The sequence below is a fragment of the Pseudomonas fragi genome, assembly GCF_025426255.1.
Lineage (GTDB): Bacteria > Pseudomonadota > Gammaproteobacteria > Pseudomonadales > Pseudomonadaceae > Aquipseudomonas > Aquipseudomonas kulmbachensis.
Map to the genome: position 1 here is coordinate 3,289,407 of NZ_CP104861.1, position 21,270 is coordinate 3,310,676.

General features: G+C 54.7%; 28 protein-coding genes and 1 tRNA gene. 12 read left to right on the forward strand and 17 right to left on the reverse strand.

All coding sequences use genetic code 11. From position 1 onward, the window contains the following. The first annotated feature begins 45 nt into the window (after positions 1–45). From N7D90_RS15125 to N7D90_RS15165, 9 genes are all read left to right on the forward strand, one after another. A complete protein-coding gene (locus N7D90_RS15125) occupies positions 46–804 on the forward strand; it encodes a S24 family peptidase (RefSeq protein WP_169907975.1) in 759 nt (252 codons plus the stop codon). Between the two features lie 323 nt (positions 805–1,127). Continuing rightward, on the forward strand, positions 1,128–1,691 hold the full coding sequence (locus N7D90_RS15130; RefSeq protein WP_261738774.1) for a deoxynucleotide monophosphate kinase: 564 nt from the start codon (positions 1,128–1,130) through the stop codon (positions 1,689–1,691). 50 nt (positions 1,692–1,741) lie between these two features. Continuing rightward, complete coding sequence (locus N7D90_RS15135) at positions 1,742–1,984, forward strand: hypothetical protein (RefSeq protein WP_410012309.1); 243 nt, start codon at positions 1,742–1,744, stop codon at positions 1,982–1,984. Further along, on the forward strand, positions 1,981–2,355 hold the full coding sequence (locus N7D90_RS15140) for a hypothetical protein (protein ID WP_261738776.1): 375 nt from the start codon (positions 1,981–1,983) through the stop codon (positions 2,353–2,355). Before N7D90_RS15135 ends, N7D90_RS15140 begins: the two co-directional genes overlap by 4 nt. Beyond that, entirely contained in the window at positions 2,352–2,597 is a 246-nt protein-coding gene (locus N7D90_RS15145) for a pyocin activator PrtN family protein (RefSeq protein WP_261738777.1), read from the forward strand. The genes N7D90_RS15140 and N7D90_RS15145 overlap by 4 nt, the downstream gene beginning before the upstream one ends. Before the next feature lie 58 nt (positions 2,598–2,655). After that, positions 2,656–2,997: a hypothetical protein gene (locus tag N7D90_RS15150; RefSeq protein WP_261738778.1), complete on the forward strand. Its 342-nt coding sequence runs from the start codon at positions 2,656–2,658 to the stop codon at positions 2,995–2,997. A gap of 40 nt (positions 2,998–3,037) precedes the next feature. Next, a complete protein-coding gene (locus N7D90_RS15155) occupies positions 3,038–3,859 on the forward strand; it encodes a YfdQ family protein (RefSeq protein WP_261738779.1) in 822 nt (273 codons plus the stop codon). Positions 3,860–4,058: 199 nt separating this feature from the next. After that, positions 4,059–4,283 carry a hypothetical protein gene (locus tag N7D90_RS15160; RefSeq protein WP_261738780.1) on the forward strand — a complete coding sequence of 75 codons (225 nt, stop codon included), beginning with the start codon at positions 4,059–4,061 and terminating at the stop codon, positions 4,281–4,283. After that, on the forward strand, positions 4,283–5,395 hold the full coding sequence (locus N7D90_RS15165; protein ID WP_261738781.1) for a phage integrase Arm DNA-binding domain-containing protein: 1,113 nt from the start codon (positions 4,283–4,285) through the stop codon (positions 5,393–5,395). The genes N7D90_RS15160 and N7D90_RS15165 overlap by 1 nt, the downstream gene beginning before the upstream one ends. Before the next feature lie 87 nt (positions 5,396–5,482). On the opposite strand, the gene N7D90_RS15170 is transcribed toward N7D90_RS15165, so the two are convergent. The 9 genes from N7D90_RS15170 to thrS all read right to left on the reverse strand — a co-directional run bounded on the left by N7D90_RS15170 (position 5,483) and on the right by thrS (position 12,925). Continuing rightward, positions 5,483–5,559: transfer RNA gene (locus N7D90_RS15170), tRNA-Pro, on the reverse strand. Positions 5,560–5,638: 79 nt separating this feature from the next. Continuing rightward, on the reverse strand, positions 5,639–5,995 hold the full coding sequence (locus N7D90_RS15175; protein WP_095001969.1) for a MerR family transcriptional regulator: 357 nt from the start codon (positions 5,993–5,995) through the stop codon (positions 5,639–5,641). Further along, positions 5,976–6,278, reverse strand: coding sequence for an integration host factor subunit alpha (gene ihfA / locus N7D90_RS15180; protein ID WP_002553164.1), 303 nt, complete (start codon positions 6,276–6,278; stop codon positions 5,976–5,978). Before ihfA ends, N7D90_RS15175 begins: the two co-directional genes overlap by 20 nt. Positions 6,279–6,281: 3 nt before the next feature. Next, positions 6,282–8,660: a phenylalanine--tRNA ligase subunit beta gene (gene pheT / locus N7D90_RS15185; protein WP_261738782.1), complete on the reverse strand. Its 2,379-nt coding sequence runs from the start codon at positions 8,658–8,660 to the stop codon at positions 6,282–6,284. Between the two features lie 26 nt (positions 8,661–8,686). After that, a complete protein-coding gene (pheS, locus tag N7D90_RS15190; RefSeq protein WP_048383162.1) occupies positions 8,687–9,703 on the reverse strand; it encodes a phenylalanine--tRNA ligase subunit alpha in 1,017 nt (338 codons plus the stop codon). A 109-nt stretch (positions 9,704–9,812) separates the two neighbouring features. Further along, positions 9,813–10,169, reverse strand: coding sequence for a 50S ribosomal protein L20 (gene rplT / locus N7D90_RS15195; RefSeq protein WP_003442184.1), 357 nt, complete (start codon positions 10,167–10,169; stop codon positions 9,813–9,815). A gap of 28 nt (positions 10,170–10,197) precedes the next feature. Next, entirely contained in the window at positions 10,198–10,392 is a 195-nt protein-coding gene (gene rpmI, locus N7D90_RS15200) for a 50S ribosomal protein L35 (protein WP_003442181.1), read from the reverse strand. A gap of 59 nt (positions 10,393–10,451) precedes the next feature. Further along, the gene (gene infC / locus N7D90_RS15205) at positions 10,452–11,003 is read right to left on the reverse strand and encodes a translation initiation factor IF-3 (protein ID WP_171970586.1); all 552 of its coding nucleotides are present in this window, start codon (positions 11,001–11,003) and stop codon (positions 10,452–10,454) included. Further along, positions 11,003–12,925, reverse strand: coding sequence for a threonine--tRNA ligase (gene thrS / locus N7D90_RS15210; RefSeq protein ID WP_261738783.1), 1,923 nt, complete (start codon positions 12,923–12,925; stop codon positions 11,003–11,005). The genes infC and thrS overlap by 1 nt, the downstream gene beginning before the upstream one ends. A gap of 365 nt (positions 12,926–13,290) precedes the next feature. Here thrS and N7D90_RS15215 point away from each other — a divergent pair, with 365 nt between their 5' ends. Further along, positions 13,291–13,593 (forward strand): hypothetical protein, encoded by a 303-nt coding sequence (locus tag N7D90_RS15215; RefSeq protein ID WP_261738784.1) that lies wholly within the window; start codon positions 13,291–13,293, stop codon positions 13,591–13,593. Positions 13,594–13,886: 293 nt separating this feature from the next. Then, positions 13,887–14,099 (forward strand): cold-shock protein, encoded by a 213-nt coding sequence (locus N7D90_RS15220; protein ID WP_003179963.1) that lies wholly within the window; start codon positions 13,887–13,889, stop codon positions 14,097–14,099. 71 nt (positions 14,100–14,170) lie between these two features. Here N7D90_RS15220 and N7D90_RS15225 read toward each other — a convergent pair whose 3' ends face one another. Together N7D90_RS15225 and N7D90_RS15230 are read right to left on the reverse strand one after the other, a co-directional pair. Further along, a complete protein-coding gene (locus N7D90_RS15225; RefSeq protein ID WP_261738785.1) occupies positions 14,171–14,479 on the reverse strand; it encodes an I78 family peptidase inhibitor in 309 nt (102 codons plus the stop codon). A gap of 163 nt (positions 14,480–14,642) precedes the next feature. Beyond that, the gene (locus tag N7D90_RS15230; RefSeq protein ID WP_261738786.1) at positions 14,643–14,948 is read right to left on the reverse strand and encodes a hypothetical protein; all 306 of its coding nucleotides are present in this window, start codon (positions 14,946–14,948) and stop codon (positions 14,643–14,645) included. 144 nt (positions 14,949–15,092) lie between these two features. Between N7D90_RS15230 and N7D90_RS15235 the strand changes: the two genes are divergently transcribed. Then, on the forward strand, positions 15,093–15,293 hold the full coding sequence (locus N7D90_RS15235; protein ID WP_261738787.1) for a hypothetical protein: 201 nt from the start codon (positions 15,093–15,095) through the stop codon (positions 15,291–15,293). Between the two features lie 17 nt (positions 15,294–15,310). On the opposite strand, the gene N7D90_RS15240 is transcribed toward N7D90_RS15235, so the two are convergent. The 6 genes from N7D90_RS15240 to N7D90_RS15265 are packed head-to-tail and all read right to left on the reverse strand — an operon-like array spanning position 15,311 to position 21,262. Next, a complete protein-coding gene (locus tag N7D90_RS15240; RefSeq protein WP_261738788.1) occupies positions 15,311–16,339 on the reverse strand; it encodes a nucleoside hydrolase in 1,029 nt (342 codons plus the stop codon). Between the two features lie 22 nt (positions 16,340–16,361). Beyond that, positions 16,362–16,766, reverse strand: a complete 405-nt coding sequence (gene rbsD, locus N7D90_RS15245) for a D-ribose pyranase (protein WP_261738789.1) — start codon at positions 16,764–16,766, stop codon at positions 16,362–16,364. Further along, positions 16,763–17,683, reverse strand: a complete 921-nt coding sequence (gene rbsK / locus N7D90_RS15250; RefSeq protein ID WP_261738790.1) for a ribokinase — start codon at positions 17,681–17,683, stop codon at positions 16,763–16,765. The genes rbsD and rbsK overlap by 4 nt, the downstream gene beginning before the upstream one ends. 10 nt (positions 17,684–17,693) lie before the next feature. Beyond that, positions 17,694–18,728 carry a LacI family DNA-binding transcriptional regulator gene (locus N7D90_RS15255; RefSeq protein ID WP_261738791.1) on the reverse strand — a complete coding sequence of 345 codons (1,035 nt, stop codon included), beginning with the start codon at positions 18,726–18,728 and terminating at the stop codon, positions 17,694–17,696. 3 nt (positions 18,729–18,731) lie between these two features. Then, complete coding sequence (locus tag N7D90_RS15260; protein ID WP_261738792.1) at positions 18,732–19,709, reverse strand: ABC transporter permease; 978 nt, start codon at positions 19,707–19,709, stop codon at positions 18,732–18,734. Continuing rightward, positions 19,706–21,262: a sugar ABC transporter ATP-binding protein gene (locus tag N7D90_RS15265; RefSeq protein WP_261738793.1), complete on the reverse strand. Its 1,557-nt coding sequence runs from the start codon at positions 21,260–21,262 to the stop codon at positions 19,706–19,708. The genes N7D90_RS15260 and N7D90_RS15265 overlap by 4 nt, the downstream gene beginning before the upstream one ends. Positions 21,263–21,270 lie beyond the last annotated feature (8 nt).

Consider the following 21,270-nt stretch of genomic DNA (forward strand, 5'->3'; position numbering starts at 1 on the left):
ATTAACGTGTTGGAACCAATACAAAAGGGTTTGTATCCTCAGAGCATGAATAAACCAACGCGCTCACCCTCGCCTGTAGCCTCACTGTTCAAGACCCGCAGGAAGGCCCTGAAATTAAGCCAGGTAGCCCTTGCTGACCGGGTCCGCGAACTCCTTGGTCCTGATGAAACCTTCAGCCAGCAAACCTATGCTGCGTTTGAAGCCGGTAATACTCAAAACACACGATTTGCACTCCAGATAGCTCAGGTACTTGGGCTATCTATGGATGAAGTTGCCGGCACAAGCCCAGCCACACAGACAGCGCCCAATCCTGTTACTGCAGACGCAGTAATGCTTGGTCCGATTGAAGTGTGGGACGACGAAACCCCGCTGGATGATGACGAGGTAGAAATCCCTTTGCTCAAGGAAATAGAGCTGTCTGCAGGTTCGGGCTGCACAGCAGTTCAGCACCACTCCCGCTCGAAACTGCGATTCGGAAAGATGACCTTAAGGCGACAGGGCATTGATCCTGAAAACGCAATTTGCGTGACCGTCTCAGGACACAGCATGGAGCCCGTACTCCCTAACGGCAGCACTGTAGGGGTCGATCAAGGAAGGAAAGACATCAAGGATGGGGATATTTATGCCTTAAGGCATAACGACCATTTGCGAGTGAAGATGCTGTATCGGCTACCTGCAGGCGGCATCAGGATGCGCAGCTTCAATCGCGACGAGTATCCGGACGAGGAGTACCCTCCGGAGAAGATTCGTAACGAGGAGATCGTCGTATTAGGTCGTGTCTTCTGGTATTCAGTACTGAGATAAAAATTCAAACTACAAAAAAGCCCGTTAATTCGGGCTTTTTTTTGTTAAAAGCAAATAATACAAATTAGCCTGTTGACCATATTACAAATTAGATTGTAGTCTTTGGCTCGAAACCTCTCACCAAGAGTACGAGCCATGCATATGACACAGCACAGCGTTGCCCGCTGCCGGATCTATCTACATCCAACAGCCTGCACCAGTCGCGCCTCAATTGAAGCCATTCAACGTCGCACAGGGCTTCTGGTCATCATCACCACTCCAGAGCGAATCGCGCTGGTCGCTCAACCCGCTCAAACCACCTCCTCATTCGGAGGTACTGCGGCATGAAAAAGTTACTTATTGGATTGGCAGGCCGCGCTCGCGCGGGCAAAACAACTGCAGCTAAATACTTGGCTAGCACGCACAACCTCCAGACCTACGCATTCGCAGACCCGCTGCGTGAAGGACTGACAACCATCTTCAACCTTACCCAACGTGACTTTGATGACGAGCACAAAGAACAGCCAATCGCCTGGCTAGGCCGCTCCGCACGCGAACTGATGCAGTCGATGGGCACCGAGTGGGGCCGTAATCAGGTGCACCCAGAACTGTGGCTGCTTCTGGCCGAGCAAAATCTTGGATTCCTCGAGCAAACCAATTCGGCAGCCTCCGGCTTTGTGATTAGCGATCTTCGTTTTGAAAACGAAGCGGCTTTCGTTCGAGAGAAAGGCGGCCTGGTCATCCATTTGCTACGCGAAAGCGCACCCGATGTGAACCCACATATCAGCGAAACCGGCATAGCCATACACGACAACGATTTCGTGGTGCACAACGACGAAACGATTGAGCAGATGACCGGCCAACTGGACGAGATCTTCAATGCCCTTTGCGCTCGCGCAGCGGCTTAAGGAGCAGCCACATGAACCGCACCCTGGATGCTACTGCCGCCCTACTTGGCTTGAAACCACGCGCCTTCCGCAGTCGCTTACGTGAGCTTGGAATTTTGACTCAGAACGGTGAACTGGCCAGCAAGCACCGAGACCAGGGTTATCTGTATGTAGACACACGCAGTCGCTGGAACGTGAACATCAACACCTTCAGCTATTACGCGGTAGTGATGGTGAAAGAGCCCGGCGTGAGCTGGTTGAGCAAGCAACTAGGCATCACCGTGACCTCTGCTAAAAAGGACGCCGCAGCATGAAACAGAACGCCATCACGCAAGCGATCGGCGCCTTGAAACTGGTCCCGATATTCGTCAATAACCCGACCATCGTCAGTCGCGCCACGATGATTGGGGCATCAGCAGAGGCTGTTGCTCTGCTTGAGGCACTTCCCGCGTCATCTGCTGAGCTGATCGAGGTGTTTCGTTGCGTAAATGCCGTAATCAGCGACGGGCAGACCGCTTACGTCACCCCTACCCGCAGCCCTGAATACCCATATGGAGCTGTAATTGCAGACAGCGAGGGGCACATTTGTGCCGCGGCGATAGGGAAAACCAAAGAAGGACTGGCCGAGTTAATTCGTCTCAAGTTGCTGCCCCCACTGGAGGGGTGCGGGGAGGATTTAGCGTGAGCAACACACTCGATCAACTGCGCAAGGAGTTCACCACACCTTGCCCAAGCCTGAAGGCAGTGCGCGAGCGCTACTTCGCACACATATCTAGCGATCGCTATCTACTGCGCCGAATCAGCGCTGGGCGAATCGAACTAAAAGTCACCCGTTTGGGCGGTGCAGGGAACAAAGGCACAGCAGTTGTTTATCTGCATGACTTGGCCGCTTACCTAGACGCACAAACGGCAAAGCAAGCAGCCTGATTCAACGGCAGCCCCTGCCGCACAAGGGGAATAACCCAAACTTAATGAGGAACAGCACATGAGCAAGTCACGTCCATTTATTGACACCCTGCGCGACATCGAAGCCGGCGGCCTGCTGGATGAACTCAGCGAAACCCAGCATAGCTTGATCGACGCCATTCGCTTAACAGGCAAAGGGGGCGAGCTGACGATCAAGCTCGCCTACAAGCCTGACGGCAGCGGCCAGATGACTATCAAAGCGGACGTAAAAGCCAAAGAACCGGCCCTTTCGCGTGGCACGTCTTTGTTCTTCTTGACCCCCGAAGGCAATCTCACCCGTCGCGACCCACGCCAGCAGGATCTGCCGCTTCGGACGGTGAACGATGACAAGCCAGAAGTACTGCGACAAGTCAGCCAGTAAACACCTCTCACCACTTGTACTACCCACTGGAGCACATCCAATGCAACAAGCCCTACAACAGCTGTTCACTCTGGCCCAAGCCCTTGGCAAGCCCCTCGACCACCCAGGACTGGCAGCGCCGATTGCGCTGGTACCTCACGGTGTATCGCTCGAGAACCTGGAGCATCTGCTGCCTGCCCCCACCCGCACCAAGCAAAAGCTAACCGTTCTGGATGCGGAATCGTTCATTGAATACGTGAATCGCTTCGCTACTTCTGCCACTGCTGTTTTCTGTAACGGTCCAGAAGGCCGAACCTTCTCAGCGGTTATCGATTACCACCAGCCAGAAAGTCCTGCATGGCGCGAACACGTTGCGATCTATCGGTGCCCGACCACTGTTGAGTGGGGCCGCTGGAAGGAAAACGACCGCAAGCGCATGGACCAAACGACCTTTGCTGAGTTCATTGAAGAAAACGTGTGGGACATCACTCAGCCTGCCAACGAACAAAACGCTCCAGGTCCAGCTGACATGCTGGAAATCAGTCGCACCCTCGAAGCCAAGAAAAATATCAGCTTCCGCCAGGGCACCCGTCTCGACAATGGCCAAGTGCAACTGACCTATAACGAAGAGATCGACGGCCGTGCAGGCGAAGCTGGACAGTTGCGCATACCTGAACAGTTCTTCATTGGTGTGAAACCCTTTCTTGGCGGCGATGCGTTCTGCGTTCCGGCACGCTTCCGTTATCGCATCCAAGACGGCCGCCTGATGATGTGGTTCGAGCTGGTACGCCCGGACAAAGTGCTTGAAGAAGCCTACAACGCAGTGCGCGACAAAATCCAAGCCGCCATTAACGAAGTTCCGTTGTACGAAGCCACGCTGTAAATAACCGCAATACCCCGCTTCCAGCCTCTCACCAGTGATCCAGGAGGCGGGGACTACGAGATACACAGCACATGCACGCACAAGACATAAGCATTATTGCAACTGGAATGGTGGTTGGTTTTTTAGCCCTAACTTACTTCGTTCGCAAGGCGATTGTCCGAACAAGCATCCGCTACAGGGTGATAGCACGGAGTCATACATGCCCCCAATGACGCGCAAAGAACTCATAAAGATTAGCGAATACCAACGCCGCCGCTGGGGTGAGAACGGGACACCGCTCTGCTCGCAAGCCATCCGTAATTACATCCGCAACGGAAAGCTGCCGGGCGAGCAGATAGGCTCGCTCTGGTATGTGGACTGGAACGCTCTGAACATAGCTGACGGCAACGATCTGGTCGCTATGGTGCTAAGAGGAGTTGCCTGATGGCTCCACGGCCACGCAATAGTGCGAACAAGCACCTGCCGCAGAACCTGTACTTTGATCCACGCCGTTCGACATACCGCTACCGTCGCCCCAGCGACGGTAAGTGGTTCCAATTCGGTACCGATCGGATCAGGGCCATTGATGCCGCAAAACAGCTCAACCTGGCCTTTATGCAAGGCGCCGATCTGGTTCGCTCTGTCATGGGTAATCCATCAGGGTCCTTTGCGGGCTTTCTGGATAAATACGAAGCCGAGATCTTACCTCCCCGCGAACTGGCCAAGGGCACGCTCGAACTGTATGCCGTTCACTTCAGACGCTTCCGAAAGCATTTTGAGGGCAAAGCCGTCGATCAAATAACCATTCGTATGGTTGCCGAGTTGCTGGACACACTGACCCCAAGGAGCGCCAATCAAAGCCGCGCTCTACTGGTAGATATTTTCAATCACGCAGCGTCCAAGGGTTTATGCCCGGACAACCCGGCATCGAGCACCATAAACCGTATCGAGAAGAAGCAACGCAAACGCCATACCGTGGAAGGCCTGAAGGCAATCAGGGAGGTGGCCCCACCTTGGCTGCGCAACGCCATCGACTTGGCACTGATCACTGCTCAGCGGCGGTCCGACATTCTGGATATGCGCTTTGATGGCGTTCGGGATGGCTTCCTGTACCTGGTACAAAAGAAGACAGCCAAGGCCAGTGATACAGCGTGGATTCGTTTCAAGGTGACTGACGAACTGCAGACCGTCATAACCCGCTGCCAGGACAACATAGCCTCCCCTTTCCTGATTCATCGCAAGCCGCAACGACTGCTGCAGAAGCAGGCGCAGACTAAAGAACACTGGACGAAGGTTGAGGATCGCTTTCTAACGCGCTCTTTTAAAGAGGCGCGGGAACTTGCTGGCTGTTATGCGGAATGGAAAGAAGAGGAAATGCCGGGCTTTCACGAAGTGCGCGCGTTGTCGCTGCACCTGTACAAAAGGGCCGGTAAAGACGGCCAGGCCATTGCGGGGCATGCCAGCGAAACCATGACCAAGAACTACCAGAAAGACCACGCCGATGTGATCTGGTCGGATGCGATTCCGGACCTGAATATCAGTGAAATCACCGGATAGTTTTGCGCGCATTTTGCGCCAGTTTTGCGCAGGCCAGAAACGAGAAAGGGGATCAAGCACCTAAGTACTTGATCCCCTTACAGAATATGGTCGGGACGGAGTGATTCGAACACTCGACCCCTAGCACCCCATGCTAGTGCGCTACCGGACTGCGCTACGCCCCGACTAGGCGTTACAACTTGATAGAACGTCGAGAAATATACCTTAAGCTCTTGAAATACGAAAGTATTTTGAAAGCCTTTGTTATTTCTTGAGAACCAGCAAAACATCTTCCAATTCGGAGATTGTTTGGCGGATCAATTGTTTGTACTGCGTGGTGTCATCTTTGGCTTCATCACCGGAAAGCCGCAAGCGCGCGCCGCCAATGGTGAACCCTTGATCATAGAGCAGCGCACGAATTTGCCGGATCATCAGCACATCCTGGCGCTGATAATACCGGCGATTTCCGCGACGCTTCACGGGGTTGAGTTGAGGAAACTCTTGCTCCCAATAGCGCAGCACGTGTGGTTTTACCCCACACAGCTCGCTGACTTCGCCAATGGCGAAGTAGCGTTTGCCTGGGATCGGCGGGAGCTCGTCGTTATGACTTGGTTCCAGCATAAGCCTCTACTCGGGCCTTCAACTTCTGCCCTGGACGAAAAGTGACTACACGGCGAGCCGTGATCGGGATTTCTTCTCCCGTTTTCGGATTGCGGCCAGGCCGCTGTCGCTTGTCACGCAGATCAAAATTGCCAAAACCTGACAATTTGACTTGCTCGTTGTCTTCAAGAGCGTGCCTGATTTCTTCGAAAAACAATTCCACCAATTCTTTGGCTTCGCGTTTATTCAGGCCCAACTCTTCATAAAGACGTTCCGCCATTTCAGCTTTCGTCAGAGCCCCCATACGTCACTTCCTTAACGTGGCGTTCAACCTTGTTTCGAGCGAGGTGAGGATATTTTGCGTAGTGGTATTCACCTCATCGTCATTAAGAGTGCGCGATGGATGCTGCCAGGTCAAGCCGACTGCAAGGCTTTTTCTATGCGGATCAATACCTTTACCCTGGTAAACGTCAAATAACCTTAGGTCCGTGAGCCACTCGCCTGCATTTTCACGAATTACATCCAGCACAGCACTGGCTGCAACGTCACGGTCGGCCAACAACGCCAAGTCACGACGTACTTCAGGAAAGCGCGATAACTCATGGAATTTAGGCATTTTACCTAGTGCCACTTCGGCCAAGACCAGCTCGAAGACGAACACTGGTCGGTCGAGACCCAGATTTTTCGACAGTTCAGGATGGATTGCACCTACATAGCCGACTTCTCGGCCATCACGCTCAATACGTGCGGTCTGACCCGGGTGCAGCGCAGGGTGAGTACCCGGCACAAAAGTGAATGCATCCAGAGCACCCGCAAAACCCAACACGGCTTCTACATCAGCCTTGACGTCGAAGAAGTCAACGACATCGCGCCCCTGGGCCCAGCCCTCAGGCAGGCGACTGCCGCAAACCACACCCGCCAGCATCGGCTCTTGTTTGAGACCTTCCAACTGACCGACAAAACGCAGACCGCTTTCAAACAAACGAACGCGATCTTGCTGACGATTCAGGTTGTGTTGCAATGACTTGACCAGGCCCGGCCACAACGAGGCACGCATGGCGGCCATATCATTGGAGATCGGATTGGCCAGCAACAGCGGCTCAACACCCGGGCTGAACAGTTCGAACTGTTTCGGGTCGATGAAGCTGTATGTAATTGCTTCCTGATAACCACGCGCTACCAGCAGACGGCGCAACTCAGGCAGGTCGCTACGTGCTTCAGCCTTGGCTTGCGGTGCCAGTCGGGCCTGAGGGTAACGAACCGGTAAACGGTTGTAACCGTACAGACGTGCCAACTCTTCGATCAGATCAACTTCAAGGCTGATATCGAAACGATGGCTTGGCACTTCTACGCGCCATTGCCCTGCCCCTTCAGCGGTAATGGTCAGGCCCAGTGCGCTGAGCAGGCGCTCAATTTCGGCCGAGTCCATTTCCATACCCAGCATCTGGCTGATACGCGCGGCACGCAAGGTGATCGGCGCAATCGACGGCAGGTATTGTTCGTTTACGGTTTCGATAATCGGGCCGGCTTCGCCGCCAGTGATTTCAAGCAGCAGGCCAGTGGCGCGCTCCATGGCTTCACGGGCCAGCTTCCAGTCTACGCCACGCTCGTAGCGGTGCGATGCGTCGGTGTGCAGACCGTAGGAACGGGCTTTACCAGCGACAGCAATCTGATCAAAGAAAGCGCTTTCAAGGAATAAATCGCGAGTCTTGGCGGTTACGCCGCTGTGCTCGCCACCCATTACCCCTGCAATTGCCAAGGCGCGGGTATGGTCTGCAATCACCAGCGTATCGCTACGCAGGGCAACTTCCTGACCGTCGAGCAATACCAGCTTCTCGCCCTCTTCGGCCATGCGAACGCGGATGCCGCCATTGATTTCGGCAAGGTCAAACGCGTGCAACGGCTGGCCCAGCTCCAACATCACATAGTTGGTGATGTCTACAGCCGCATCAATGCTGCGCACGTCGGCGCGACGCAGACGCTCAACCATCCACAGCGGAGTCGGCCGGGACAGGTCGACATTGCGGATAACTCGGCCCAAATAGCGTGGGCAAGCTGCAGGAGCCAGCACTTCGACAGAGCGAACTTCGTCATGCGCTGCCGGTACAACGGCCACAACAGGACGGGTCACTTGTGCCGCGTACAACGCGCCAACTTCACGCGCCAGACCAGCCAGCGACAGACAATCACCACGGTTCGGGGTCAGGTCTACTTCGATGCTGGCATCTTCAAGGTTCAGGTAAACACGGATATCTTCACCAACCGGCGCATCGGCCGGCAGCTCCATCAGGCCGTCATTACCTTCGCCCACTTGCAGCTCTGCTTGCGAGCACAGCATGCCGTTGGATTCGACGCCACGCAGCTTGGCTTTCTTGATTTTGAAGTCGCCTGGCAGCTCGGCACCGATCATGGCGAACGGAATTTTCAGGCCTGGGCGCACGTTAGGCGCACCACAAACTACCTGAAAAGTCTGCGAGCCATTGCTGACCTGGCAAACACGAAGCTTGTCGGCATCGGGGTGCTGCTCGGTGCTCAGCACCTCGCCCACGACCACGCCACTGAATACACCGGCGGCCGGCGTAACGCTGTCGACCTCAAGACCGGCCATCGACAGACGAGCAACCAGCTCGTCGCGACCTACCTGCGGGTTAACCCAACCACGCAGCCATTGTTCACTGAATTTCATCCTGCTCTCCTAAGAATTCGTTACGACTAGCGAAATTGCGCGAGGAACCGCAAGTCGTTGTCGAAGAACAGACGCAAGTCGTTCACGCCGTAACGCAGCATGGCCAGACGCTCAACGCCCATGCCGAAGGCAAAGCCCGAAAACTCTTCTGGATCGATCCCGGACATGCGCAGTACGTTCGGATGAACCATGCCGCAGCCCATGACTTCCAGCCAGCCTGTCTGCTTGCAGACACGGCAGCCTTTGCCGCTGCACATCACGCATTCCATATCCACTTCAGCCGAAGGCTCAGTGAACGGGAAGTACGAAGGACGGAAGCGCACAGCCAGTTCTTTTTCGAAGAACACCCGCAGGAATTCTTCGATCGTCCCTTTCAGGTCGGCGAAATTGATATCGCGATCGACCAACAGGCCTTCGACCTGGTGGAACATCGGCGAGTGGGTGATATCGGAGTCGCTACGATACACACGGCCTGGGCAGACGATGCGGATCGGCGGCTGTTTCGATTCCATGGTGCGGACCTGTACCGGCGAGGTATGGGTGCGCAGCAACATGTTTGCATTGAAATAGAAGGTGTCATGCATCGACCGGGCCGGGTGATGGCCTGGGATGTTGAGTGCTTCAAAGTTGTGATAGTCGTCTTCGACCTCAGGACCTTCGGCGATGCCGTAGCCTATATGGGTGAAGAACTGCTCGATACGTTCCAGAGTCCGGGTAACCGGATGCAGGCCGCCTGAGGTCTGGCCACGGCCAGGCAGGGTTACATCAATGGACTCGGCGGACAGTTTGGCGGCCAGATCAGCCTCTTCAAACAACGCCTTGCGCGCATTGAGAACCTCTGTGACACGCTCCTTGGCAACGTTTATCAGAGCACCGACCTGCGGACGCTCTTCGGCCGGCAGATTGCCCAGGGTCTTCATCACCTGAGTCAATTCACCTTTTTTGCCAAGGTATTGAACCCGGATTTGCTCCAGGGCATTGATATCTTCAGCGCTTTGCACAGCCTCTAGTGCTTGAGAGACCAGCGCATCCAGGTTTTCCATGTACAGACTCCAGATACAAAATAGGGGAAGAGCTTGAAGGCTCTTCCCCTATTTAAGACGTTTAGCACCCGGGCTTACACAGGCAAGCCCAGGTGACTGTCGGGGGTACTTAAGCCAGAGTGGCTTTAGCTTTCTCGACAATCGCAGCAAACGCCGCTTTTTCGTTCACTGCCAGATCAGACAGAACCTTACGGTCGATCTCGATGGAAGCTTTTTTCAGGCCGGCGATGAAACGGCTGTAGGACAGACCGTTAATACGTGCACCAGCGTTGATACGAGCGATCCACAGAGCGCGGAACTGACGTTTTTTCTGACGACGGTCACGGTAGGCGTATTGGCCTGCCTTGATTACCGCTTGCTTGGCAACACGGAATACGCGTGAGCGTGCGCCGTAGTAGCCTTTAGCCAGTTTCAGAATTTTTTTGTGACGTTTACGGGCGACAACGCCACGCTTTACACGAGCCATGAGTTACTTCCTCTATTCTTGACCGAAATTAGCAAAGGCGCAGCATGCGCTTCACTTTTGCCACGTCAGACGGATGCAGCAAGCTGCTACCGCGCAATTGACGCTTACGCTTAGTCGACATTTTGGTCAGGATGTGGCTCTTGAAAGCGTGCTTGTGCTTGATGCCGTTAGCAGTTTTCAGAAACCGCTTGGCAGCACCACTTTTAGTTTTCATCTTTGGCATGTTCGGTACTCCGCATTCAGTTGATAAACATAATCAAAAGGCCTGCCGTGCCCTAGTGATTACTTCTTCTTTTTCGGGGCGATGACCATAATCAGTTGGCGTCCTTCCATCTTAGGATGCTGTTCGACGGTCCCGTACTCAAGCAGGTCACCTTCAACCCGCTTCAACAGTTCCATACCCAGCTCCTGGTGGGCCATCTCACGGCCGCGGAATCGTAACGATACCTTGGCCCTGTCCCCATCACTCAGGAAACGTACCAGGTTGCGCAGTTTTACCTGGTAATCCCCTTCCTCCGTCCCTGGACGAAACTTGATTTCTTTAACCTGGATCTGTTTCTGGTTTTTCTTTGCAGCGGCAACCTGTTTCTTCTTCTCGAAGATAGATTTGCCGTAGTCCATCAGCTTACAAACTGGGGGTACTGCATCAGCGGAAATTTCCACCAAATCCAGTTTGGCCTCTTCAGCTTTAAGAAGCGCGTCTTCAATTGACACAATCCCAAGCTGCTCGCCTTCAGCCCCAATTAACCGAACCTCGCGTGCAGAGATATTCTCGTTGATCGGGGCTTTCGGTGCAGCTCGTTTATCTTGTCTCATTTCACGCTTAATAATAATTACTCCGAATCATGGCGACCACGCCGGGAAACCGCTTGTGCGAGGAATTCAGCGAATTGCGCGACGGGCATCGAGCCCAGGTCAGCACCTTCACGTGTACGCACAGCGACAGTCTGCATCTCGACTTCCCGATCTCCGATAACCAAGAGATAAGGAACCTTGAGCAAAGTATGCTCGCGGATTTTAAAGCCGATCTTTTCATTTCTCAAGTCAGACTTGGCACGAAATCCGCTCTGATTGAGAGTTTTTTCAACTTCAGCAGCAAAATCTGCCTGTTTATCAGTGATATTCATGATCACTGCCTGGGTTGGCGCCAGCCACGCAGGGAACGCACCTTCGTAATGCTCGATCAAAATACCGATAAAGCGTTCGAACGATCCAAGGATCGCACGGTGCAGCATAACCGGGTGCTTGCGGCTGTTGTCTTCGGACACATATTCTGCGCCAAGACGGATAGGCAGGTTGAAATCGAGCTGCAGGGTACCACATTGCCAGACACGACCCAGACAATCTTTCAGAGAAAATTCAATCTTGGGTCCGTAAAAGGCGCCTTCACCCGGCTGCAAGTCGTAGGGCAGACCCGCACTATCAAGGGCCGAGGCCAATGCACTTTCAGCACGATCCCACAGATCATCAGACCCCACGCGCTTTTCAGGACGCGTTGACAGCTTGAGCTCGATGTCCTTGAACCCGAAGTCAGCGTACACATCCAGGGTCAGCTTGATGAAAGCTGCCGACTCGGCTTGCATCTGTTCTTCAGTACAGAAGATGTGGGCATCGTCCTGAGTAAAGCCACGCACACGCATGATGCCGTGCAAGGCACCCGACGGCTCATTACGATGGCAAGCACCGAACTCCGCCAGACGCAGCGGCAACTCACGGTAGCTTTTCAGACCCTGATTAAACACTTGCACGTGGCAAGGGCAGTTCATCGGCTTGATCGCGTAATCGCGGCTTTCCGACTGGGTAGTGAACATGTTTTCGGCGTAGTTGGCCCAGTGCCCGGACTTTTCCCACAGGCTGCGATCCACTACCTGAGGAGTCTTGATCTCCAGATAGCCGTTATCGCGCTGTACTTTGCGCATGTACTGCTCAAGTACCTGGTAAAGCGTCCAACCATTCGGGTGCCAAAACACCATGCCCGGTGCTTCTTCCTGAGTATGAAACAGGCCAAGACGCTTACCGATTTTACGGTGATCGCGCTTCTCGGCTTCTTCGATACGCAGAACGTAAGCCGCGAGCTGCTTTTTGTCAGCCCAGGCAGTGCCGTAAATACGCTGCAACTGCTCATTCTTGGCATCGCCACGCCAGTAGGCGCCCGACAACTTGGTCAGCTTGAACGACTTCAGGAAGCGCGTATTCGGGACGTGAGGCCCGCGGCACATGTCGACGTACTCTTCATGGAAGTACAAACCCATGGCCTGTTCGTTCGGCATGTCTTCGATCAAACGCAGCTTGTAGTCTTCGCCACGAGCGGAAAACAGATCAATCACTTCGGCACGCGGAGTGACTTTTTTGATGACGTCGTAATCTTTTTCGATCAGTTGCTGCATGCGCGCTTCGATAGCGGCCATGTCATCCGGAGTAAACGGACGCTCATAGGCGATATCGTAATAAAAGCCTTCATCGATCACCGGGCCGATCACCATTTTGGCCGTCGGAAACAGTTGCTTCACCGCATGACCGACCAAGTGGGCGCAAGAGTGACGAATGATCTCCAGCCCCTCTTCATCCTTTGGCGTGATGATTTGCAAAGTGGCGTCGTTTTCAATCAGGTCACAGGCATCAACCAGCTTGCCGTTGACCTTGCCGGCCACGGTGGCTTTTGCCAGGCCCGCGCCAATTGAAGCGGCTACCTCAGCAACAGATACAGGATGATCGAAAGAGCGTTGACTGCCGTCGGGAAGAGTAATAGTTGGCATGGCGCCTCCTCTCCTAGTGGTGACCCCTACCAAAGGTCACGTGGGTTGGGATGAGCCAGTACGCGATTCGGGAGTATGCCTGCCTCACAGTGGCAGGAGCCTTGCGGCCAAACGAGAACCGAACCAGAGTGACTGGAGTTCAAATCAATAAGGTTAATGGCCCGGCATTGCGACTCAGGGAGTACACAAAAGCACAAAACAGCCAAGGGCGGCATGCTAGCACAGATGTCCGCTCTCTGTTGTAGACCCTGCCCTGCATCCAAAATAAAGGAAACATTCTTACAAGCATGGTGAACTTGAGCTGCACTAACCTTTCAGATACTCAGTGATACACACTCGGTTTTAATACTTACAAGGAGCATCTTATGCGCATGATCCGCCTCCTCGCCCTCGCAGCACCTTTGGCAATGCTGCTGCCCCTGAGTGCCCAGGCCGACAACTGGCCAGCCGGGGCCAAAAAAGATTACATGAAAGACTGCGTCGCAGCGGCAAGCCAAAACGTCGATGCCAAAACAGCCCAGCAGCATTGCGCATGCGGCGCGGACAAGCTCTCTGAAAAGTTCTCGACTGCTGAGATCAAGCAGTTGATGAGCAAGACGACTCAGCCGAGCGCCGAGCTTCGTACCAAGGCTCTGGATGCAATACAGACCTGCCGGGCAACAAAATAGACCCTGCTTTCAGGGCCAATTTGGGTCTTGTTCAGAGCAAAAGCGGCCTAAAAATCCTTTTTGCTTAAAAAATATATATTCGTGACTGCTTTTTTTCCAAGTCTTTTTGGCCATCAAACCCCCGTAATACGGGGGTTTCGAAGGTTTTAAGCGGCAGACAAAAGCTAACATTGCAGCAATCTGCAGCTCGGGGGGGCTCCCAAAGCGCACATTTCGACTATGATAGCTCGGTGTGCCCAGTTGGCCTGAGCAGCACAGTACTACTGAAAATATAAGTTTCTTGGAGATACACCATGTCTAATCGCCAAACCGGCACCGTAAAATGGTTCAACGATGAAAAAGGCTTCGGCTTCATCACTCCTCAAGGTGGCGGTGACGACCTGTTCGTACACTTCAAAGCTATCGAAAGCGACGGTTTCAAAAGCCTGAAAGAAGGCCAAACCGTTTCCTTCGTGGCTGAGAAAGGCCAAAAGGGTATGCAAGCTGCTCAGGTTCGTCCGGAGTAAATCTCCCTCGAACAAAAAAACCCCGTCCATGTGACGGGGTTTTTTATGCCTGATGCATCGTCAGCCGTACGTTAGCCGCAGTTAACCCGGGTAATGATTGCATCGTCATCCGCATTGAGATTCAAACGATCCGAACGGTACTCAAGCGTCATTACGTCGTGCGGCGACAAGATCCGCGCGTTTTGCGCACCGGCCTTTACGCGGGCCTGCTCCAGAAGCTCGGACGAAGCCTTTTTACCGATCACAAACTCTGCTGATTTAGCATCGCAACGGCTATGCCCTGCATCAGCGACGGGTTCTTTAACTGAATTCTGGGTGCTGCACCCTGACAGTGCTACGACTGCCAACAACGAGCCCAATGACACTAGCTTCCAAGACATGAAGCCTCCTTAAGATAAATAGTCTGAACCCTTGCGACAGCTTTTTCGCAAATAGGTTGCATGGCGCCTGACTGCACCCACTTGATTGGCCTGCGCATGCACGATTTTGCACACGCGGACTGTTACCGCACGCATCTAATCATTGCCAAATATGTGTACGAAATCAGTACACATCAATGTAGTCAAATGGCGGGTTAGGCCAGTTGTCTTTAAGGGCGTTGAAAATCTGCATCACCCATACCTCATCGCTAGCCGCGACTTTTCCGACATAGCCAGATCCAGCCGCCCAGGTTTCCAACCTGAAAAGCAGCCCGTCGGTATCTACACCGCCCACTACGCCAGATGAAATGTAAGCAATACCCGCCTTGCTCACGCGCAGCTGAGTGTGTTCATCGTCACCCGCCGAAGCCAGCAACTGGCGCACCGCAGCAAGGGTCAGGCCCTCAGGGTCGTTTAAATCAATTTGCATGGCCTGCACCGCTCTTGAAAAGCGCAAGTGTGGCATGCACCACAGACCTGATGTCAAAGTTGAGACAGGAAAACTTTGGTCTCCTGATAGCTTAAGGGTGGCTTTTTGCTAAAATCGTTTTTCACGCCCCCTCATGAGCACCCCATGACAACAGTCAGCATCGACGCAGATATCAAGGCCAAGTGGCCTCAAGGCCAGTGTTCCTACAGCCCAGGCAGCCCTGAAGAGCTGGCCATCATCGGCATCGACCTTTTAGTCAAAGAGCTCGGGACAGATGCAGCCCGAGCTTTTGTCAGTCAGGTTTTCGAAAAGTACAAACAGGGTGAACTCGCGAAACTGACCTGAACCTGCGCGCGCTTAGATCACTTCAACCGGCCCAGCCGTGCCGTCAGCAAATCAAAAAAGCCTTGTGCGTCCCCGTCTTCGACCCAGAAGGCATTTTTTGGCTGATTCAAGGTGTTGTACCAATCCGGGATTGTCTGGCCAAAGGTTGGCCCTTCGCGCGTATCCACTACCAGGTTCACTTCACGCCCGGTAAACAACTCCGGGCTTAGCAGGTAGGCGATAACGCTGGCATCGTGCACGGGCCCGCCTGGCAACCCGTAGTGTTCCATATCACCTTTGACGTATTCATTGAGGATATCGCCAACCAGTTTGCCGGCCGTGTTGCCCAATGCAGCGATCTGTTTCAAACGCGCTTCACTGGTCAAAATCTTGTGCGTTACATCGAGCGGCACATACGTCAGCTTGACGCCGCTTTTGAGCACCACATCGGCTGCATGCGGGTCTGCATAAAGGTTGAACTCGGCGACCGGGGTAATATTCCCCCCGTTGAAGTGAGCGCCTCCCATGAGTACGACTTCCTTGATCCCCTTAGTAATATCGGGTGCCTGAATCAACGCCAGGGCCAGGTTGGTCTGTGGCCCGAGCATGGCAATGGTCACGCTGCCAGGCTTGGCCGCCCGCAATGTATCGATCAAGTAGTTAACCGCATTTTCAGGCTCAAGCCCTTTCGCAGGCTCATGCACAGGTACACCTGTCACACCTTCCTGACCGTGAATGTTCTCGGCGTAGATAGGAGAGCGTACCAACGGCTTGGGCGCCCCGGCATAGACCGGAACGTCTTCACGCCCTGCCCACTCCCGCGCCAGCCGAGCATTGCGCGAGGTCTTGTCCAACCGCACATTACCCGCCACGGTGGTAATCGCCCGCACATTCAATTGCTCTGGCGAAGCCAGCGCCATCAGTAGCGCGACAACATCATCCGCACCGGGGTCCGTGTCGATAATCAAATCAATTTTGTCTGCAGCCTGAACACTTGAAATCGTGATAGCGGACAAAAGCAGGACACTCCTGATCAATGGTTTAAAAAACCGGTTAAAACGCAACATAAACAACTCCCTGTATTTTTATCTAAAAGGTTACACCCGAGACCAGGGCAATGTTGCAGTAGGGGCGACACTCCCCGGTACGAACAATCACTCTTGCTTGTTGGCACAGCTCTTTGAAGGCGCTGTGGGTGAGCAAGAGCCTCGAACCCAACTCATCGTTACTGGCATGTTGTTCAATGCATGTCAGTGCCGGGCAAGGCGCTAGCAGCAGTTCATGGGCCAGCACATGGCTTTGCACCTGCATCTCGCTGAGCAACGCACGCAAAGTACTGGCGACATCAGGAACGCCTTGGGTCAGAGCCAGATCAATCAGTTCAACCCCCTTGGGCACTGGCAAACCAGCATCCGCGATCACCACTATGTCGCCATGCCCCAACGAAGCGACAAGCCGCGACAGGGCGATATTAAGCAAAGGTGTTTTTTTCATGACTTGGCAAAACCCTGGACATCACGCAACAGTGGAATGGAAGGCTGGGCACCTGCACGGGTGACCGACAGCGCCGCCGCAACCTGGGCAAAGCGGATTGCATCGTCTTCATCCATGCCAGCCGCCAGCCCGGCCGAGAAGCCTCCCACAAAGGTGTCTCCCGCCGCAGTGGCATCCACAGCTTCAACCTTGGGCGCAGCAAAGTGCGCAACACGCTGCGCGCTGACAAACAGAGCGCCCAGCGCGCCCAGTGTCACAATCACCTTGCCCGCCCCGAACCCGACGAGCCGACGAGCCGCCAGCTCTGCCGACTCAAGCGAGTCAACCGTCACCCCGCTGAGTGCCCACGCCTCGCTCTCATTCGGAATCAAATAATCAATGGTGGCGTACCAGTGCCCTGGCAGCGGGCCACTCACAGGCGCGGGGTTGAGAATCACAACTTTACCCAGCTCACGCCCGCGAGCGAGCACACAACCTACAGTTTCCATCGGCACTTCAAGCTGGCAAACAAGCACTTGCGCGCCTTGCAAAACCTGATCAAAGGTCTTGATGTCCTGCGGTTCAAGGCAGCCATTGGCACCCGCAACGACCACGATGGTGTTCTGGCTCTTGGCATCGACCGTAATCAGCGCCACACCACTTGCACTACCGGACACGGTACGCACCGCCTGACAATCGATCTGGTCAGCCAGCAGCCCTTCGCGCAGTTGCGTGCCATAAGCGTCACTACCGACACACCCGAGCATGGCTACCCGGGCGCCCAAGCGCGATGCCGCTACTGCCTGATTGGCCCCCTTGCCTCCGTGCACCGTGGCAAAGGACTGCCCAAACACGGTTTCTCCCGGATGCGGCAGTCTCTCGGTTCGCGTGACCAGGTCCATGTTCAGACTGCCAATCACCACTACATTTGCTTGCATCTATCGACACTCATCCATTGATTTTTTGGGGGTACTTAAGCGGCGTCTCAACATAAGCTCTGGTGGATTCGCGCAGCACAATCCCAGGGCTGACGATTTTCTGCTCCACAGCCCGCTCGGGCGATGCAATACGGCGCAACAATAACTGTGCGGCCATTTCACCCAATTGCAGAATCGACTGCCCGACAGTGGTCAGCGATGGATAGACATAACGGCTCATCTGCACATCATCAAAACCGATAACCGACAATTGCTCCGGCACCCGGATATTGCGCTCGGCAGCGGCTCGCAATACGCCGATGCCCATCATGTCGTTGCAGGCAAAAATGGCCGAGGGCGGGTTGCTCTCCAGCAGACCGACAGCGGCCTGATAGCCACCAACACTGCTGAAATCACTTTCGACCATCCAGTGCTCTGGGGCCGAAATACCCGCCTCTGCCAAGGCCCGCAGATACCCGGCAGTACGCTGCTGCGCAACACGGGTAATAGCCGGCCCACCAATACAGGCGATGGCACGATGGCCCAGGTCGAGCAAATGACGCGTGGCCAGATAAGCGCCCAACTCGTGATCGATTCGCACCAAATCAGCATCAACACCTTCAAGGCTGCGGTCGACAATCACCATCGGCGTTCGAACCCCGACCAGCCCGCTCGCCATCCCCAGGTCGCCCCCTGCGGAAGCAACAACCAGCCCGTCGACCCGTTTTTCCAGCAGTACTCGCAGGTAGTTGCGCTGCTTGTCAGGATCGTCGTCGCAGTTGCACAGGATCACGCAGTAATTGTTGCGTTCGCAGTAGTCCTCGATGCCTCGGGCCAACTCGGCAAAGTATGGGTTCAGACTATTGGCCACCAACAGACCGATAGTCGCTGTCGTTTTTGCTTTAAGGGAGCGCGCTACAGCGCTGGGTACATACTGGAGATGCGCAATGGCTTCCTCAACTTTCAAGCGGACCGGCTCGCTGACGGGACGGGTTTTGTTCAAAACATGAGAAACCGTCGTATACGAAATGCCTGCCATTGCCGCGACATCTTTAATAGTTGCCATCGCTTAATTCCGTCGCTGTGCACGTTGACTGCGGTAAGTGTCCAATACCACTGCTATCACAATGACAGCACCGGTAATAATACGCTTGGTAGGCTCGGTTGCGCCGATTTGAGCCAACCCGGCAGCCAATACCGAAATAATCAGCACCCCGAAAAAGGTACTGATCACCGAACCGCGCCCACCCATCAGACTCGTGCCGCCAATCACCACGGCTGCAATAACCTGCAACTCAAGACCCGAACCGGCATTAGGGTCCGCCGCTTCCAGACGAGATATCTGGAACAACGCAGCCACCCCGGCCAGCAAGCCCATCATGCTGAAAACCAAAACCTTGTAAGGCTTTGGATTAATACCGGCCAAGCGTACGGCTTCCTCGTTGGTACCAATCCCGATCAGATAACGGCCAAACACCGTGCGTGTCAGTACGGCCTGAGCCACCACAATAATCAGCAATGCGATGATAAAAGAAGGCGAAATACCGAAGGCAATCGGGTTCGAAAGCCAGGCGAAAGCGTCGCCGATATAGGCCGTACGCGAACCGGTCATTTGGTAGGCCGCACCCCGGGCCATTTCCAGAACACCCAGCGACACAATAAACGAGGGGATTTTCCAGGCCACCGTGATCGAGCCTGTAATTGTCCCGGCGAGAGCTGCACAGCCCATGCCCAGCAGCGCTGCGGGCAAAACGCTCCAGCCCCATCCAAGGATCGCCACGCTGACCGCAGATGCCGCCAGGGCCAGCACCGAGCCAACCGACAGATCGATACCACCGATAATCAGTACAAAGGTCATGCCGACAGACAGCACCATTAAATCCGGGATCTGATTGGCCAGGGTGCTTAACGTGTCATAAGAGAAAAAATGGTCACTCAGGCTGGAGAACAGGACAATCATGGCCAGCAAAGCGCCCGCCAACCCCAGATAGGTGCCCATTCCGTAATAGTTGTGTGCATTTTTTCGCGGCACGAGGGTGGCTTTCATGAGGCTTCCTTTGGCGCGGCTTCTGCGAGCAACGCATCTCGTTTTTGATAACCGGCAAAAGCGGCTGCCAGCAATTGTTCCTGGCTCCAGCTGTCACGTTCAAAGGTATCGATCAGACGCCCCGCAGACAGCACGCCGATCCGGTCACAGATCAACATCAACTCGCGAAGATCACTCGACACCACAACCAGCGCCTTGCCCTGGCGCGTCAACTCGCCCAGCAGCCGGTAAATATCGAACTTGGCGCCAATGTCGATACCGCGAGTGGGTTCATCGAACAGCAGGACCGTACAGTCGCGCTCCAGCCAACGACCGATCACCACCTTCTGCTGGTTGCCGCCGGAGAGTTGCGATACCACTTGCTCGGGGCCGGTGCTGCGGATGCCCATTGCGTCTATTTGGCGCTGAGCCAGTGCGGCTTCCTGCTGGCCATTGACCACACCCGTTCGGGAGATCCGGTGCATATTGCCCAGGCCGATATTGGCACTGATCGACTGGGTCAACAGTAACCCCTCGCCCTTGCGGTCCTCGGTAATCAGGGCGATCCCCTGCCTCACCGCATCTGCGGGCGAACGGATACTGACCACCTGCACCGGAGAGCCCACTGCAACCGTGCCGCTATCGGCTAAGTCAGCGCCATAAATCAACCGCAAAAGCTCAGTGCGCCCTGCCCCGATCAACCCTGAAATGCCAAATATTTCGCCCTTTCTGACCTCAAAAGAGACATCTTGCACCTTGTCCGAACGACTGATCGCACAGACCTTGAGCGCAGTATCCCCTAAGGTGCGCTCGCCCAAATCCAGCTGATCACCCAACTCACGCCCGACCATCAGATTGACCAACTGCTCGCTGCTGTAATCGGCAATGGGCTCGACACACACCAGACAACCGTCACGCAGCACGGCAATCCGCTGCGCCACCCGGGCCAGCTCTTCAAGGCGATGAGAGATGTAAACAATCGCCACGCCCCGTGCCTGCAACCGTTCGATTTGCACAAAGAGCATTTCGACTTCACGTGCGGTGAGCATCGCCGTGGGCTCATCAAGGATCAGCACATGGCAGTCGCCAATCAGGTTGCGAGCGATCTCGACCATTTGCTGATGACCAATACCCAGTTCCCCGACCAGGGTGTCGGGGTCTATCGCCTCCAGCCCAACCTGGGCCATGGCCTCAATGGCTGCTTTGCGCAATTGCTTACGGCTGATCCAACCCATGCGGCTGGGCAGATTATCCAGAAACAGGTTTTCAGCCACCGTCAGCGTGGACAACAGGTTCAGTTCCTGCATGACCATGCGCACACCCTGCATCTCGGCTTGTGAGCGACTGCCGGGGGTGTAGGCCTGACCATTGAACTGCATATGGCCAAGAGTCGGAACTTCCAGGCCACCAATGATCTTCGACAGAGTGCTTTTACCCGCGCCATTCTCGCCGGTCAGAGCCAGCACTTCGCCGCGATACAGCGACAGATCAATGCCTGCCAGTACCGGCTGCTGAGTATAAGTTTTACCAATCCCGCTGACCGTGAGGACCACGCTGGCATCAGGAGCAGACATAACATTTC